The 13,852-nt window shown below is 74.4% G+C and carries 9 protein-coding genes; 4 read left to right on the forward strand and 5 right to left on the reverse strand.

Annotated elements, in window-relative coordinates:
* Together ABT085_RS33805 and ABT085_RS33810 are read left to right on the forward strand one after the other, a co-directional pair.
* On the forward strand, window positions 1-3,311 hold a 3,311-nt coding region (locus ABT085_RS33805), incomplete at its 5' end, for a WD40 repeat domain-containing protein (protein WP_351616730.1).
* A gap of 185 nt (window positions 3,312-3,496) precedes the next feature.
* Window positions 3,497-4,267: a glycosyltransferase family 2 protein gene (locus ABT085_RS33810; protein WP_351616733.1), complete on the forward strand. Its 771-nt coding sequence runs from the start codon at window positions 3,497-3,499 to the stop codon at window positions 4,265-4,267.
* A 287-nt stretch (window positions 4,268-4,554) separates the two neighbouring features.
* On the opposite strand, the gene ABT085_RS33815 is transcribed toward ABT085_RS33810, so the two are convergent.
* The 4 genes from ABT085_RS33815 to ABT085_RS33830 form a co-directional block, all read right to left on the reverse strand.
* Window positions 4,555-5,478, reverse strand: coding sequence for an FkbM family methyltransferase (locus tag ABT085_RS33815; RefSeq protein WP_351616736.1), 924 nt, complete (start codon window positions 5,476-5,478; stop codon window positions 4,555-4,557).
* Window positions 5,479-5,631: 153 nt separating this feature from the next.
* Window positions 5,632-6,843 carry an amidohydrolase family protein gene (locus ABT085_RS33820; protein ID WP_351616738.1) on the reverse strand — a complete coding sequence of 404 codons (1,212 nt, stop codon included), beginning with the start codon at window positions 6,841-6,843 and terminating at the stop codon, window positions 5,632-5,634.
* A 120-nt stretch (window positions 6,844-6,963) separates the two neighbouring features.
* Window positions 6,964-7,941, reverse strand: coding sequence for a TIGR03943 family putative permease subunit (locus ABT085_RS33825; protein WP_351616741.1), 978 nt, complete (start codon window positions 7,939-7,941; stop codon window positions 6,964-6,966).
* A complete protein-coding gene (locus ABT085_RS33830; RefSeq protein ID WP_351616744.1) occupies window positions 7,938-8,993 on the reverse strand; it encodes a permease in 1,056 nt (351 codons plus the stop codon). The genes ABT085_RS33825 and ABT085_RS33830 overlap by 4 nt, the downstream gene beginning before the upstream one ends.
* Before the next feature lie 168 nt (window positions 8,994-9,161).
* On the opposite strand from ABT085_RS33830, the gene ABT085_RS33835 reads away from it, so the two are divergent.
* Window positions 9,162-11,138 (forward strand): NAD-binding protein, encoded by a 1,977-nt coding sequence (locus tag ABT085_RS33835; RefSeq protein WP_351616752.1) that lies wholly within the window; start codon window positions 9,162-9,164, stop codon window positions 11,136-11,138.
* Between the two features lie 246 nt (window positions 11,139-11,384).
* Here ABT085_RS33835 and ABT085_RS33840 read toward each other — a convergent pair whose 3' ends face one another.
* Window positions 11,385-13,211 (reverse strand): S9 family peptidase, encoded by a 1,827-nt coding sequence (locus ABT085_RS33840; RefSeq protein WP_351616747.1) that lies wholly within the window; start codon window positions 13,209-13,211, stop codon window positions 11,385-11,387.
* A gap of 188 nt (window positions 13,212-13,399) precedes the next feature.
* Here ABT085_RS33840 and ABT085_RS33845 point away from each other — a divergent pair.
* Window positions 13,400-13,852, forward strand: a 453-nt coding sequence (locus ABT085_RS33845) for an SURF1 family protein (RefSeq protein WP_351616750.1), incomplete at its 3' end; no start/stop codon positions are given.

Here is a 13,852-nt window from a genome sequence, read left to right on the forward strand (position 1 = left end):
GGGGCGCGGCGGGGGGGGCGGGCGCCCCGGGCCGCCCCCCCCCGGTACGGGAGGCCGTCACGGCGTGGGCGCGCCGGGAGTCGGCCCCCGCCGCCCGCCCGGTCGTCATCGTGGACCAGTTCGAGGAGGCCTTCACCCTCTGCGCCGACGAGACGGACCGGCGTATCTTCATCCGGCTCCTGCACGCCGCGTGCACGCCCCCCGACCCCACCGCACCCGGCGCGCCGGACGGCGGCCCGGACGCCCCGCCTCCCGTGCTCGTGGTCCTCGGCATCCGTGCCGACTTCTACGAACAGTGCCTCGGCTACCCCGAGCTGTCCGACGCGCTCCAGCACCGGCACATGGTGCTGGGCCCGCTGACCATCACGGAACTGCGCGAGGCGGTGACCGGACCGGCCAGGGCGGTGGGGCTGGAACTGGAACCGGGGCTCGCGGAACTGATCGTGCGGGAGGTGAGCGCCGACGGCCCCCGCGGGGCGCACGACGCGGGGGTGCTGCCGCTGCTGTCCCACGCGCTGCTCGCCACCTGGCAGCGGCGCAAGGCGGGGCGGCTGACGCTGGCCGGCTACCGCGCGGCGGGCGGCATCCAGGGGGCGGTGGCCGCGACCGCCGAACAGGCCTGGTCCGGCCTCGACCCGGCGGCCCGCACGGCCGCGCGCCTGCTGCTGCTCAGGCTGGTCCGCCTCGGCGAGGACACCCAGGCGACCCGCAGGCGCGGGACCCGGCGCCAGCTGGCGGAGGAGTCGACGGACCCCGGCAAGACGGAGGAGTCGCTGGAGGCGCTGGTGCGCGCCCGGCTGGTGACGCTCGACTCGGAGACCGTGGAGATCACCCACGAGGCGCTGCTGCACGCCTGGCCGCGGCTGCGCGACTGGATCGACGAGGACCGCAACGACCACCTGGTGCGCCAGCGGCTGGAGGAGGACGGCCGGTCCTGGGAGGGATCGGGCCGCGACCTCTCGCTGCTCTACCGCGGCTCCCGGCTGGAGCAGGCCCGTACCTGGGCGAAGACCGCCGGGGACACCTTCCTCACCCGCAGCGCGATGGAGTTCCTGGCCGCCTCGGTACGGCTGCGCAGGCGCACCGTGTGGCTCAGCCGCAGCGCGGTGTCGGCGCTGGTCGTCCTCGCGCTGCTGGCCGTGGGTTCGGCGGTGGTCGCCTGGCAGCAGCGCAACGACGCGGTGTTCGAGCAGGTGGTCGCCGAGGCCGACCGCGTCCAGTACACGGATCCGTCGCTGTCGGCCCAGCTCGACCTGGTGGCCCACCAGCTGCGGCCGGACGACGAGGGCGCGAACAACCGGCTGGTCTCGATCGTGAACGCACCGCTGGCCACCCCGCTCCTCGGCCACACCGGCGCCGTCTACCTCACCTCGTTCAGCCCGGACGGCCGGCTGCTGGCCACCGCCAGCTACGACCGGACCGTACGGCTGTGGGACGTGTCGGACCCGACCCGCCCGAAGCCGCTCGGCAAGCCGCTGACCGGGCCCACGAGTTGGGTGAGCAGCGCGGTCTTCAGCCCGGACGGCCGCACCCTCGCCGCCGCCGGGGACGACGGCACGGTCCGGCTGTGGGACATGGCCGACCCCGCCCGGCCCAGACCGCTCGGCAGGCCGGTCCAGGGCCACGGCGGCACGATCTACCTGCTCGCGTTCGCCCCCGACGGCCGCACCCTGGCCGCCGCCTGCGAGGACCACACCGTACGGCTGTGGAACACGGCCGACCCGGGCCGCCCGGAGGCGATCGGCGCGCTGCGCGGGGCGTCGGCCGCGGTGCGCTCCGTGGCGTTCAGCCCCGACGGGCGGACGCTGGCGGCCGGGGGCGACGACAACACGGTCCGGCTGTGGGACACGGCCGACCCGCGGCGGCCCGTGCGCGTCGGCGCGGCGCTGACCGGCCACACCGGCACGGTGCACTCGCTGGCCTTCAGCCCCGACGGGCGCACGCTCGCCGACGGCAGCGCGGACGACACCGTACGGCTGTGGAACGTGACCGACCCGGCCGCCGCCGGCCCGCTCGGCGCGCCGCTGGCCGGCCACACCGGACCGGTCTGGTCGGTGGCCTTCAGCCCGGACGGGACCATGCTCGCCGCGGCCAGCGCGGACAGCACGGCGAGCCTGTGGAACGTCAGCGACCCGGCCTACCCCTCGCAGGTCGGCGAGCCCCTCGCGGGCAGCAGCGGCGAGATGTACGCCCTGGGCTTCAGCCCGGACGGCCGCACCCTCGCCACCGGCAGCGGCGACAGCAAGGTCCGGCTGTGGTCGATCCCGACGTCCGACATGATCGGCCGGATCGGGGCGTTCCGGCCGGACGGCCGGGTGCTCGCCACCGCCGCGCGCGACCAGCGGGTGCGGCTGTGGAGCGTGCGCACGCCCGGCCGGCCGGTGCTGCTGGGCAAGCCGTTCACGCCCGAGGAGGGCGATGTGCGCTCCCTGGTGTTCTCCCCCGACGGCCGCACGCTGGCGGTGCTGACCGGAAGCCGGGCGATGCAGCTGTGGAACGTCGCCGACCCGGCCCGGCCGGTGCCCTACGCCCCGCCGGTGGCGCTGCGGACGCGGTACGCGGGCCCCGACACGCTGGCGTTCGGCCCGGACGGGCACACCCTCGCGACCGCCTACGACGACCGCACCGTACGGCTGTGGGACGCCACCGACCCGGCCCGGCTGCGGCCCCTGGGCACCCCGCTGACCGGCCACCGGGGATACGTGTACACCCTCGCGTTCAGCCCGGACGGGCGGACGCTGGCCAGCGGCGGCGCGGACGACACCGTACGGCTGTGGGACGTGACCGACCCGGCCGCCGCCGTCCCGCTCGGCGCGCCGCTCGCGGGGCATCTCGGCCCCGTCAACACGCTCGCCTTCAGCCCGGACGGGCACACGCTGGCCAGCGGCAGCGACGACGACACCGTACGGCTGTGGGACATCACCGATCCCGGCCGGGCCAGACGGCTGGGCTCCCCGCTCACCGGTCACACCGAGGCGGTCGTGTCGCTGACGTTCAGCGCGGACGGCCGCACCCTGGCGAGCGGCGGCAACGACAACACCGTCCGGCTCTGGAACATCGCCGACCCCTCCGACGCCACGCCCATCGGGCAGTCGCTGAGCCCCAACGCCAAGACGGGCAACTTCCTGTCGTTCGGGCCGGGCAGCCGGCTGCTCGGGGTGTCCAGCGGTGCCGACACCGTACGGCTGTGGAATCTGGACGCCGACGCGGCCATCCGGCACATCTGCTCGACCACGCGGGGGGTCCTGACCCCGGCGAAATGGCACGAATACCTGCCCCGGCTCTCCTACGACCCTCCGTGCGCGCCCTGACATCGCGGTGATCCCGATCACAGCACCCGGGGGCCCGAGCAGTCGCCCTCCGCCGAAGGAGCGGCCTTGTTAGGCTTGGCCATAGCCCGATCGCTGGTGCATCCCCCGTCGCCAGCGGTCGGGCGCTTGCGTGCCGGTGGACCCGGCCCGCGCCTTCCCCGCTCGTCCGGATTCCTGGAGAGGTGGTGAGTGCCGCGGTGAACCGGCGCGTCGTCATCGTCACCGCCGTCCATCCGCCCTCGGCCCGGTTCCTGCCGGAGGCCCACCGCTCGCTGTGCGCGCAGCGGCTGCCGCGGGGCTGGGACTGGCAGTGGGTGATCCAGGAGGACGGCCGCACCGACGCGGTCCGCCCTCACGTCCCCGACGACCCGCGGGTCTCCTTCGGCCAGGGCCGCCCCGGTGGCCCCGGCGTCGCCCGCACGATCGCCCTGGCCCGCGCGGACGGCGCGTACGTGAAGGTCCTGGACGCCGACGACCGGCTCACCGAGGGGGCCCTCGCCCGCGACCTGGCGGTCCTCGAAGCCGATCCCGGTATCGGCTGGACGACGTCCCGGGCCCTGGACGTGCTGCCCGACGGCTCGACGGCCGGTTTCCCCGGCGACCCCGACGACGGGCCCGTCGAGCGTGGCGCCGTGCTCGACTTCTGGAAGGCGAACGACTTCCGTGCCCCGGTCCATCCGGCGACGCTCTGTGTGCGCCGGGAACTGCTGCTCGCCCTCGGCGGCTGGATGGCACTGCCCGCGTCCGAGGACACGGGTCTGCTGCTGGCGCTGAACTCCGTGAGCCGGGGCTGGTTCTGCGCGCGGGCGGGGCTGCTGTACCGCAAGTGGGAGGGGCAGGCGACCGGCCAGGCGGCCCACACGGACCCGGCCGAACGGGCCGCCCGGATGGCGGTCGTGGAGGAGCGGGCGAGGGCGCTTGCCGGACTTCGGTGGGGGTATCCGGCCGCGGACTGACCTCCGCGCGAGCACCGGGCGGCGCGGTGCCGGATCACGGGCGCGGGCGTGGGTGCGGACTCGGGTGCGGGTGCGGGCGCGGACTCGGGTGCGGGCGCGGACTCGGGTACGGGCGCGGACTCGGGTGCGGGCACGGACTCGGGTACGGGTGCGGGTGCGGACTCGGGTACGGGTGCGGACTCGGGTGCGGGCACGGACTCGGGTGCGGGCACGGACTCGGGTGCGGGTGCGGGTGCGGGTGCGGGCGTGGGTGCGGACTCGGGTGCGGGCACGGCCGGCCGGGTCGGTCAGGGAAGCCTCTCCGCGTCCACCCGGGAGAAGATCAGGTCGCTCTCGGCGGTGACCGGGCCGCGCAGACGGACCGCGACGCCGGGGGTTCCGCCGAGCGCCGCGGGGTAGCTCTCGGCGGCGTAGTCGTTGGCCAGCCGGTAGACGTGGAAGCCCGCGTCGGTCATCGTCCTCAGCAGTTCCGCCGGGGAGTCGCCGAGCCGGGCCATCCGCTCGGGAGTCACCTCGACACAGATCTCCGCGTCGGGCCGGAGCCGGTCCAGCAGAGGGGCCAGGCCGCGCACGACGCTGCCCTCGGCGCCCTCGACGTCTATCTTGACGACCCGGGCGGCGGCGATCTCGGCCGGTTCGAGCAGTTCCGGCAGCGGGCGGGCCGCGATGTCGAAGGTCGACTCCGCCGGACCGTCGTACGGGACGATGCTGTTCGCCCCGGTGTTGGCGGAGCTGGCGAGGACGAAGGTCAGGGTCCGGTGGCCGTCCGAGACCGCCGCGTTGACCGCGCGGACGTTGCGGCAGCCGTTGAGCCGGCACTGCTGCGACAGCCGGCGGTGGAAGTCCGGGGAGGCCTCGATGGCCACCACCCGGCCTGTGTCACCGACGAGTTGTGAGGCCAGCACGCTGAACACCCCGACGTTGGCGCCGACGTCGACGAAGCAGTCGCCCGGCCGCAGCCGGCGCCGCAGCCAGCTCGTCAGGTGCGGCTCCCACACGCCGAAGAGATACAGGTAGCGCTGGATCAGGTCCCGGGTGTCGACCGCGAACCGGGCTCCGGAGCGGGTCTCGACGACGCGTCGGCGCGGGTGGTCGCGCAGATAGGGGTTGAGGTGGCGCGCGGCGAGCCGTCCCTTGCCCAGCGAGCCGGGGGCGTCCCGTACGTAGCGACGGCCGAGCGTGACCAGCAGCTCCGCGACCGGACCGCTCATCGGGCCGGCTCCTGCCCCGCCCCGACGACGAAGACCGTCATCCGTACTCCCGTCGCATCGTCCGGACCCCGGTGGCGCGGCCCGCGCCGCCGCCTGCCTGGTGCCTGCCCGTACGAGGACCCGGCGAACCGCCGGGCAGGCACTGGCCGGTCCCTAGTCGAAGGGAAGCTCCAGCATCCGGATGGCGTTGCCCCGCAGCAGCTTGTACGTCACCTCGTCCGACAGGCCCGCCACATGCTCCTGCGCCACCGCCTTGGTGTGCGGCCAGGTCGAGTCGACGTGCGGGTAGTCCGTCTCGAAGGTCGCGTTGTCCACGCCCACGGTCTCGATCGCCTCGATGCCGTGCCGGTCGCGGAAGAAGCAGCAGAAGATCTGCCGGTAGTAGTACGTCGAGGGCGGCTCCGGGATCAGGTCCTTGACCCCGCCCCAGGCCCGGTGCTCCTCCCACACGTCGTCGGCGCGCTCCAGGGCGTACGGGATCCATCCCATCTGCCCCTCGCTGTAGGCGAGCTTCAGCCGCGGGAACTTCACCAGCACGCCGGAGAAGAGGAAGTCCATCATCGAGGCCATGGCGTTGTTGAAGCTCAGCGAGGCCTGGACGGCGGGGGGCGCGTCGGGGGAGGCCGCCGGCATCTGCGACGACGAGCCGATGTGCATGTTGACGACCGTGCCGGTCTCCTCGCAGGCGGCGAAGAACGGGTCCCAGTAGCCGGAGTGGATCGAGGGGAGCCCGAGATAGGTGGGGATCTCGCTGAAGGTCACCGCCCGCACCCCGCGGGCCGCGTTGCGCCGGATCTCCGCGACGGCCAGGTCCACGTCCCACAGCGGGATCAGGCACAGCGGGATCAGGCGGCCGCCGCTGTCCCCGCACCACTCCTCGACCATCCAGTCGTTGTAGGCGCGGACGCAGGCGAGTCCGACCTCCTTGTCCCGGGCCTCGGCGAAGGTCTGACCGCAGAAGCGCGGGAAGGTCGGGAAGCACAGCGAGGCCTCGACGTGGTTGAGGTCCATGTCCGCCAGCCGGGCCTTGGGGTCCCAGCAGCCGCGTCGCATCTGCTCGCGGGTGATGCCGTCGAGGGTCATCTCGTCGCGCGAGAAGCCGACGGCCGCGATGATGCGCTTGTACGGGAAGATCTCGCCCTCGTACTCCCACCAGTCGGTCGGCTGGCCGTCCGGGTCGGTGGTGAAGCGGTACTTCCCGCCGACGTACGCCAGGTCTCCGATCCCGGCGGTGAAGGGCTTCGGCCCCTTGTCCCGGTACTTGCCCGGCAGCCAGGTCTCGAACATGTGCGCGGGCTCGATCACGTGGTCGTCCACGCTGATGACCCTGGGCAGTTCCGCGGTGCCGCCGTCCTTGCCGACCATGACCAACCCCTCACTGCCCCACCAACGAATCTGACGGTCCGTCAGTTCAAGTTAGGTGGTGCTCACCTCGACCGCAAGGGGCAGCCCGGCGGTTCCCTCCGGCCGCCCCCGCGGACGCCGTCAGGTGTTCCAGGTCTCGTCGTACGGGTCGTGCGGCACCGGCACCGGCTTCGCCGCGATGACCTCGATGAACGGGATCGGGCCGTTGTTGACGGGGTCCTTCACCCGCCGGGCGGTGTAGGTGCCGGTGATCTGGAGCCAGGTGTCCGGCTGGAGGACCGGCGGGATGTGGCCGGTCAGGCCGACCTTGACCGGCTGGGCGTCCGCGGCACAGCAGTTGAGGGCCATCCGGACCAGGTACGGGGTGCCGTCGTGGTCGAGGGCCACGAAGCCGGTGAGCTGGATCCGGCGGCCGGTGAGGGTGCGGCCGTGGTCGTAGGCCGCCCGGCCCGCGTAGTCGACCACGCTGAGGCGCAGCGGGCCGGTGGCGGGCAGCGGCGGATAGGCGAGCGGCTGCTGAAGGGCCGTACCCGTACGGGTCGCGGTGTAGGAGCCGAGGGCGGGCGGGGCGACCAGGATGAGGGCCAGCAGGGGAAGGACCAGGAGCCACGAGATCCGGGGCTCACGGTGCACGTGGCCGTGACCTTGGCCGTGACCTTGGCCGTGACCTTGGCCGTGACCTTGGCCGTGGCCTTGGCCGTGGCCGTGGCCGTGGCCGTGAGCGGCTTCGGCCGCGGAGGCCTCCTCCGGCGTTCCGGCCGCCACGGGCGCCTGCGCCGCCTCGGCAGTCCCGGCGGTCCCGGCGGTCACGACGGTCACAGCCGCCTTGGCCGTCACGGGCGCTTCCGCCGCCTCGGCGGTCGCGGCCGCCGTGGGGGTCTTCGGTGCCGTGGACGCCGTGGGTGCCTTCGGCGCCTGTGCCGCGCGGCGCTCGTACCACGCGGTCGCCAGCGCCGCCGCGATCAGGACCGCGCCCGAGGCCAGCAGCAGCGGCTGGAGGCCCGCCTTGACGTAGCGCAGATAGAGGTCGGTCTCCCCGGCGTGCAGCAGGGCCGCGCCGAGCAGGAACATGACGGCTGCCTGGGCAAGGCGGTTCACAGGAGCACCGTCCCGGTCAGGACCGCCACGGTGATCGCGAGGACGAACGTGGCGGGGGCGAAGCGCAGGGCGAAGGCCCGGCCGAAGGTGCCGGCCTGCATGGCGAACAGCTTCAGGTCGATCATCGGGCCGACGACCAGGAACGCGAGCCGGGCCGTCAGCGAGAACTGGGACAGCGAGGAGGCCACGAACGCGTCAGCCTCCGAGCAGATCGACAGCAGCACGGCCAGCACCGACAGGGCGAGGACCGCGAGCACCGGGTTGTCGGCCGCGGTCCGCAGCCAGCTCGCGGGCGCCACCGCCTTCAGGGTCGCCGCCGCCATCGCGCCCAGCACCAGGAACCCGCCCGCGTGCATCACGTCGTGCCGGACCGAACCCCAGAACGCCGCGCCCTTGCTCTCGCCGTCGTGCGGCGCGTGCGCGGGCAGCCGCAGCCAGTCGGTGCGGCCCAGGCGCTGCCACAGCCAGCCCATCGCACACGCCACCACCAGGCTCGCGACGAAGCGGGCCAGCACCATCTCGGGGTTGCGGGGGAAGGCCACGGCGGTCGCGGTCAGCACGATCGGGTTGATGGCCGGGGCGGAGAGGAGGAAGGCCAGGGCGGCGGCGGGGGTGACGCCCCGGCGCACCAGCGCGCCCGCCACCGGCACCGACGCGCACTCGCAGCCCGGCAGCACCGCACCCGCCATCCCCGCGACGGGCACCGCCAGCGCCGGGCGGCTCGGCAGGGCGCGGGCGAAGAAGGAGGGCGGCACGAAGACGGCGATGGCCGCCGACAGCAGGACGCCGAGGACCAGGAAGGGCAGGGCCTGGACGACCACCGCCACGAACACCGTCGTCCAGCTCTGCATCACCGGTGCGGACAGTGCCCGGCGCAGCGGGCCCTGGAACGACACCAGCACCAGCAGGAGCATCATCAGGACGAGGGTGGAGTCGGGCCGACGGCGCTCCGGCTGCGGCTCTCGGGGGCCGGCATCGGGGCCCGGGCCGACGTCGGCAGCGAGGCCGGCACCGTCGTCGGCTCCCGGCGGAGCCGTGTCGGTGATCGCCACGGGTCGGGCACCTCCGCTTTCCGCGTTCTCCGTGTATCCCCCTTTTACTACGCGGCCGCGGGGAGCGGTGTTCAGGTCCCGTCTGGAACCATCCGTCCCGGTGGGGCAGTCTTCTCCCTCGTGGCGAGCGTTCCGAATCAGGGTCTGCCGACGGATGTCGGCGCGCACATGGTGGTCTGCGGCGACGACGGACTCGCGCACCGGCTCGCCGCCGAGCTGCGCGGGGTGTACGAGGAGCAGGTCACGCTCGTCGTCCCGCCCGCGCAGCGCACGACCCGGGCGCCGGCGGTCGAGCGGGCCAGGGCGGTGTCGGCGGCGCTGCTCGACCGGGTGGTGAGCGCGGCGGTCGGCCGGGCCCCGGGCAACGGCGGCGGCAACGGCAACGGCGGCGGTAATGGCGGTGAATCCACCGGGCGCGAGCGGACGTTGACGGCGGACGAGCCGTCCGAGGTCGTGCTGGCCGAGGCCGGCGTGGCGCAGGCGGCCGCGCTGGCGCTGGTGTACGAGGACGACGAGACCAACATCCGCGCGGCCCTCACCGCCCGCCGGCTCAACCCCCGGCTGCGGCTCGTGCTGCGGCTGTACAACTGGCGGCTGGGGCAGCACATCGAGGAACTCCTCGACCAGACGGCCGCGTTGGCGGCCGCCGCCGACGGCACCGCGGGCCTGGGCGACGCCTCCACCACGGTGCTGTCCGACGCCGACACCGCGGCGCCCGCGCTGGTCGCCTCCGCGGTCGCCGGCACCACCAAGGTCGTACAGACGGAAGGGCTGTTGCTGCGCGCGGTGGACCGGCCGCCGCCGGGGCCCGGCCAGGCGGCCGATCCCGGGCTGGCCACGCTCGCCCTGCTGTCCCCGACGCTCAACGACCCGTCGGGCGCGGACGGTTCCGAGACCGGCGGAGAGAACGAACCCCAGCTGCTGCCCGACGCGGCAGCGGTCCGCGCCGCCTCCGGGCGCGGGACCGTCGTACTGGAACAGGTGTCGTACACCGTGCCGCCCGCGTCGGCGTCGGCCGGCCTCGGCAGGGGCGTCGTACCGCCGTTCACCTCGCTGTTCTCGCGCCAGCTGCGGCTGTCGCTGGCCGGGATCGCGGGCTGTGTGCTCGCGCTGGCGGTGGCCCTGTGGCTGGTGACCGGGATCCATCCGCTGGGCGCGCTGTATCTCACCCTGCTGGACCTCTTCGCCATCGACGACCCGGCGATCGGGGCGTCCACCGAGCGGCAGGTGCTGCAACTCCTGTCCGGGCTGGTCGGGTTGCTGCTGCTGCCGGTGCTGCTGGCGGCGGTGCTGGAGGCCCTCGGCACGTTCCGCAGCGCGTCCGCGCTGCGCAAGCCACCGCGTGGGATGAGCGGGCACGTGGTGCTTCTCGGACTCGGCAAGATCGGCACCCGGGTGCTGAAACGGCTGCGGGAACTGAACATCCCCGTGGTGTGCGTGGAGAGCGGACCGGAGGCCCGGGGGCTGGCGCTGGCCCGGCGCCTGCGGGTGCCGGTGGTGCTGGGGGACGTCACCCAGGAGGGCGTCCTGGAGGCCGCCAAGATCCATCGGGCGAACGCCCTGCTCGCGGTGACGAGTTCGGACACCACGAACCTGGAGGCGGTGCTGTACGCACGGGCCCTGCGGCCCGATCTGCGGGTGGTGCTGCGGCTGTACGACGACGACTTCTCGACCGCCGTGTTCCGCACCCTGCGGGCCGCGCATCCCCAGGCGCTCACCCGCAGCCGGAGCGTCTCGCATCTGGCGGCGCCCGCTTTCGCCGGGGCGATGCTGGGGCGGCAGATCCTGGGGGCGATCCCGGTGGAGCGGCGGGTGCTGCTGTTCGCGGCGGTGCGGGTGGGCGACCATCCGCAGCTGGCGGGGAAGACGGTGGCCGAGGCGTTCCGGGCGGGAGCCTGGCGGGTGCTGGCGCTGGACCCGACGGGGTCGTGCGTACCGGCGGGGTCCGAGCCGGCCGGCGGCGCCGGGCCGGCCTCGCAGACGGGTTCAAGACCTGTCGAGGCCGGGCAGGGTGAGTCGGGGCTGGTGTGGAACCTGCCCGACACCTATGTGCTGGGGGACGAGGACCGGGTGGTGCTGGCGGCGACGCGACGGGGGATGGCGGAGCTGCTGCGCCGGCGGACCCGCAGACAGGAAGGGCCGTAGGAGCACTCGCACCCGGCCGGGCGGCCACAGTCCCCGCACCCGGCCGGGCGGCCACGGTCCCCGCACGCACGGAAACGGGCGGCAACCGCTCCCCGCACCCGTTCCGCCCCGCCCGTTCCGCCCCGCCCGGTCCGCCCGCGCCCGGTCCGCCCCGCCCGTTCCGGGCCCCGGAGCAGTGCCCCGGAGCCCGGTCGGGCCGGACGGTCCCGTCCTCGTCCGCCGGACGGGACCAAATCCGCGCGGTCGTCAGCCGCCGAGGTGTCTCTCCGCGAACTCCAGTTCCAGCCGTACCTGCTTGATCCGCTCGTCCACGACCAGCGAGCCGTGGCCCGCGTCGTAGCGGTACACCTCGTGGACCGCGGCGCGGCTCTCCAGGCGCTTGACGTAGTTCTCGATCTGGCGGATCGGGCAGCGCGGGTCGTTGACGCCCGCCGAGATGTAGACCGGGGCCTTGACCCGGTCCACGTAGGTGAGCGGGGAGGACGCCTCGAAGCGGTCCGGGACCTCCTCCGGGGTGCCGCCCAGCAGGGTGCGGTCCATCGCCTTCAGGGCCTCCATCTCGTCGTGGTAGGCCGTGACGTAGTCGGCGACCGGGACCACGGCGATGCCCAGGGTCCAGGCGTCCGGCTGGACGCCGAGGCCCAGCAGGGTGAGGTAGCCGCCCCAGGAGCCGCCGGTGAGGATCAGCCGGGAGGGGTCGGCGAGGCCGGAGCCGATCGCCCAGTCCCGGACGGCGGCGATGTCCTCCAGCTCGATCAGGCCGACGCGGTGCTTCAGGGCGTCCGTCCAGGCCCGGCCGTAGCCGGTCGAGCCGCGGTAGTTGACCCGGACCACCGCGTACCCGTGGTCCACCCAGGCCGCCGGGGCCGCCGCGAAGGAGTCACTGTCGTGCCAGGTCGGGCCGCCGTGGATGTCGAAGACGGTGGGCAGCGGTCCGGTGGCGCCCGCGGGCTTCTGGATCAGGGCGTGGATACGGCCGCCCGGCCCCTCCACCCAGACGTCCTCGACCGGCACCGAGCCCGGGGACCTCAGGCCCGGCGGGTCCAGGACCACCCCGCCGCCCGTCGAGCGGACGGTGGACGGCTCGGCCGACGACGACCACAGGTACTCCACCGTGCCGTCCGGGCGGGCCGTCGCCCCGGAGACCGTGCCGGGCGGCGTGGGGATCCGCTCCGGTGCGCCGGTGGCGAGGTCGTAGCGGAAGAGTTCGCTGCGGGCCTCGAAGCCGTGCGCGATCAACAGCCCGCTGCCGTCCGGGTACCACTCGGCGCTCACGTCGCCCGGCAGGTCCAGCGCCAGGTCGGTCTGCTCGCCCGTCGCCACGTCCCACACCAGCGGCTCCCAGCGGCCGCGCCGCTGGTGGCCGATGAGCAGCCGGGTGTCGCCGTCGACCGGGGCGAAGCCGAGCACCTCCAGGCCCAGCTCCCGGGTGCCGCCCTCGGTGTCGTCCAGCTCGGCGACCGCGGTGCCGTCGGGGCGCAGCACGCGCAGCGCCGAGTGCATCGCGTCGCCGTGCTCGGTGTGCTCGATGGCGATCAGCGAGCCGTCGTGCGAGAGGTCGCCGACGCCCGCCGACTCGCGGTGCCGGTAGATCTCCACCGGGGACTCGCCCACCCGGGCGAGGTGCAGGGTCGTACCGTCGTCGTCCGTGGAGCGGCCGACGACGGCCGTGCGGCCGTCCCTGCCCAGGGCCAGGCCCGCCGGGTACGACGCGTCCAGGCCGGGCGCGGCGAGCTCGTCCTCGCCCCCTGCGAAGGGCTGGCGGCGCCAGACGCCGAACTCGTCGCCGTCCTTGTCGTCGAACCACCAGATCCAGGCGCCGTCCGGGGAGAGCACGCCGTCGGTCGTACCGTTCGGCCGGTCCGTCACCTGCCGCTGCTCGTCCGTCGAACGGTCCCAGGCGTACAGCTCGTACGTCCCGGTCGCGTTCGACACGAACAGGGAGCGGTGCGGTGCGTCCTCCGCCCAGTCGGGCAGCGACACCCGCGGCGCCCGGAAGCGCTTCTCCCAGTCCGGCATCTCCTCGCGCTGTACCTGCTGATCCGGCGAGACGGACCCGTTGCTCTCAGTCATGGCCCCATACTGCCCGTCCCGCGCGCCGATCCACCGGCCAGGTCCCCAGGCTGTGGACAACTTCAGGCAGTCCCTTACCGTTCCGCGCTCCTTCTCTTACCTTTCCTCCGCGGGGCGGGCCTCCGCCGGGTGGGCCGGCCGCCGCCCCGCCGACCGGCCGCGCACGGGCGCCCCGTACCGTGGTCGGTGTGTACCGGTTCCTGCTGACGCCCCGCTGGTGGGGGATCAACTTCTTCGTCCTGCTGGCCATCCCCTTCTGCGTCTTCATGGGGTCCTGGCAGCTGAGCCGGTTCGAGTCCCGGGTGGCCGACCACCGCGAGGCGGGCGAGCAGGCCACGGCCGACCGTACGAAGGCGGCCCGGCCGCTGGCCGAGCTGCTGCCCGTGGACAAGGAGACGTCCGGCGACCAGGTCACCGCGACCGGCCGGTACGGCAAGCAGCTGCTCGTCCCCGACCGTGAGCTGGCCGGCCGCGAGGGCTTCTACGTGCTGACGCTGTTGCGTACCGACGGCGGCAGGACCCTGCCCGTCGTCCGCGGCTGGCTGCCCGGCAGCGCCGACCCGGCGAAGGCCCCGGCCCCGCCGGCCGGCGAGGTCACCGTCACCGGCGCGCTCCAGGCCTCGGAGACCCCCGGGGACAAC

This window comes from Streptomyces sp. NPDC002265 (assembly GCF_040296125.1).
Classification (GTDB): domain Bacteria; phylum Actinomycetota; class Actinomycetes; order Streptomycetales; family Streptomycetaceae; genus Streptomyces.

Coding starts and splice junctions, on each gene's coding strand:
- ABT085_RS33820 (WP_351616738.1), bottom strand. CDS start 6,843: ATGGTCGGCAAGGACGGCGGCACCGCGGAACTGCCCAGGGTCATCAGC.
- ABT085_RS33835 (WP_351616752.1), top strand. CDS start 9,162: ATGGTGGTCTGCGGCGACGACGGACTCGCGCACCGGCTCGCCGCCGAG.
- ABT085_RS33815 (WP_351616736.1), bottom strand. CDS start 5,478: ATGAGCGGTCCGGTCGCGGAGCTGCTGGTCACGCTCGGCCGTCGCTAC.
- ABT085_RS33840 (WP_351616747.1), bottom strand. CDS start 13,211: ATGACTGAGAGCAACGGGTCCGTCTCGCCGGATCAGCAGGTACAGCGC.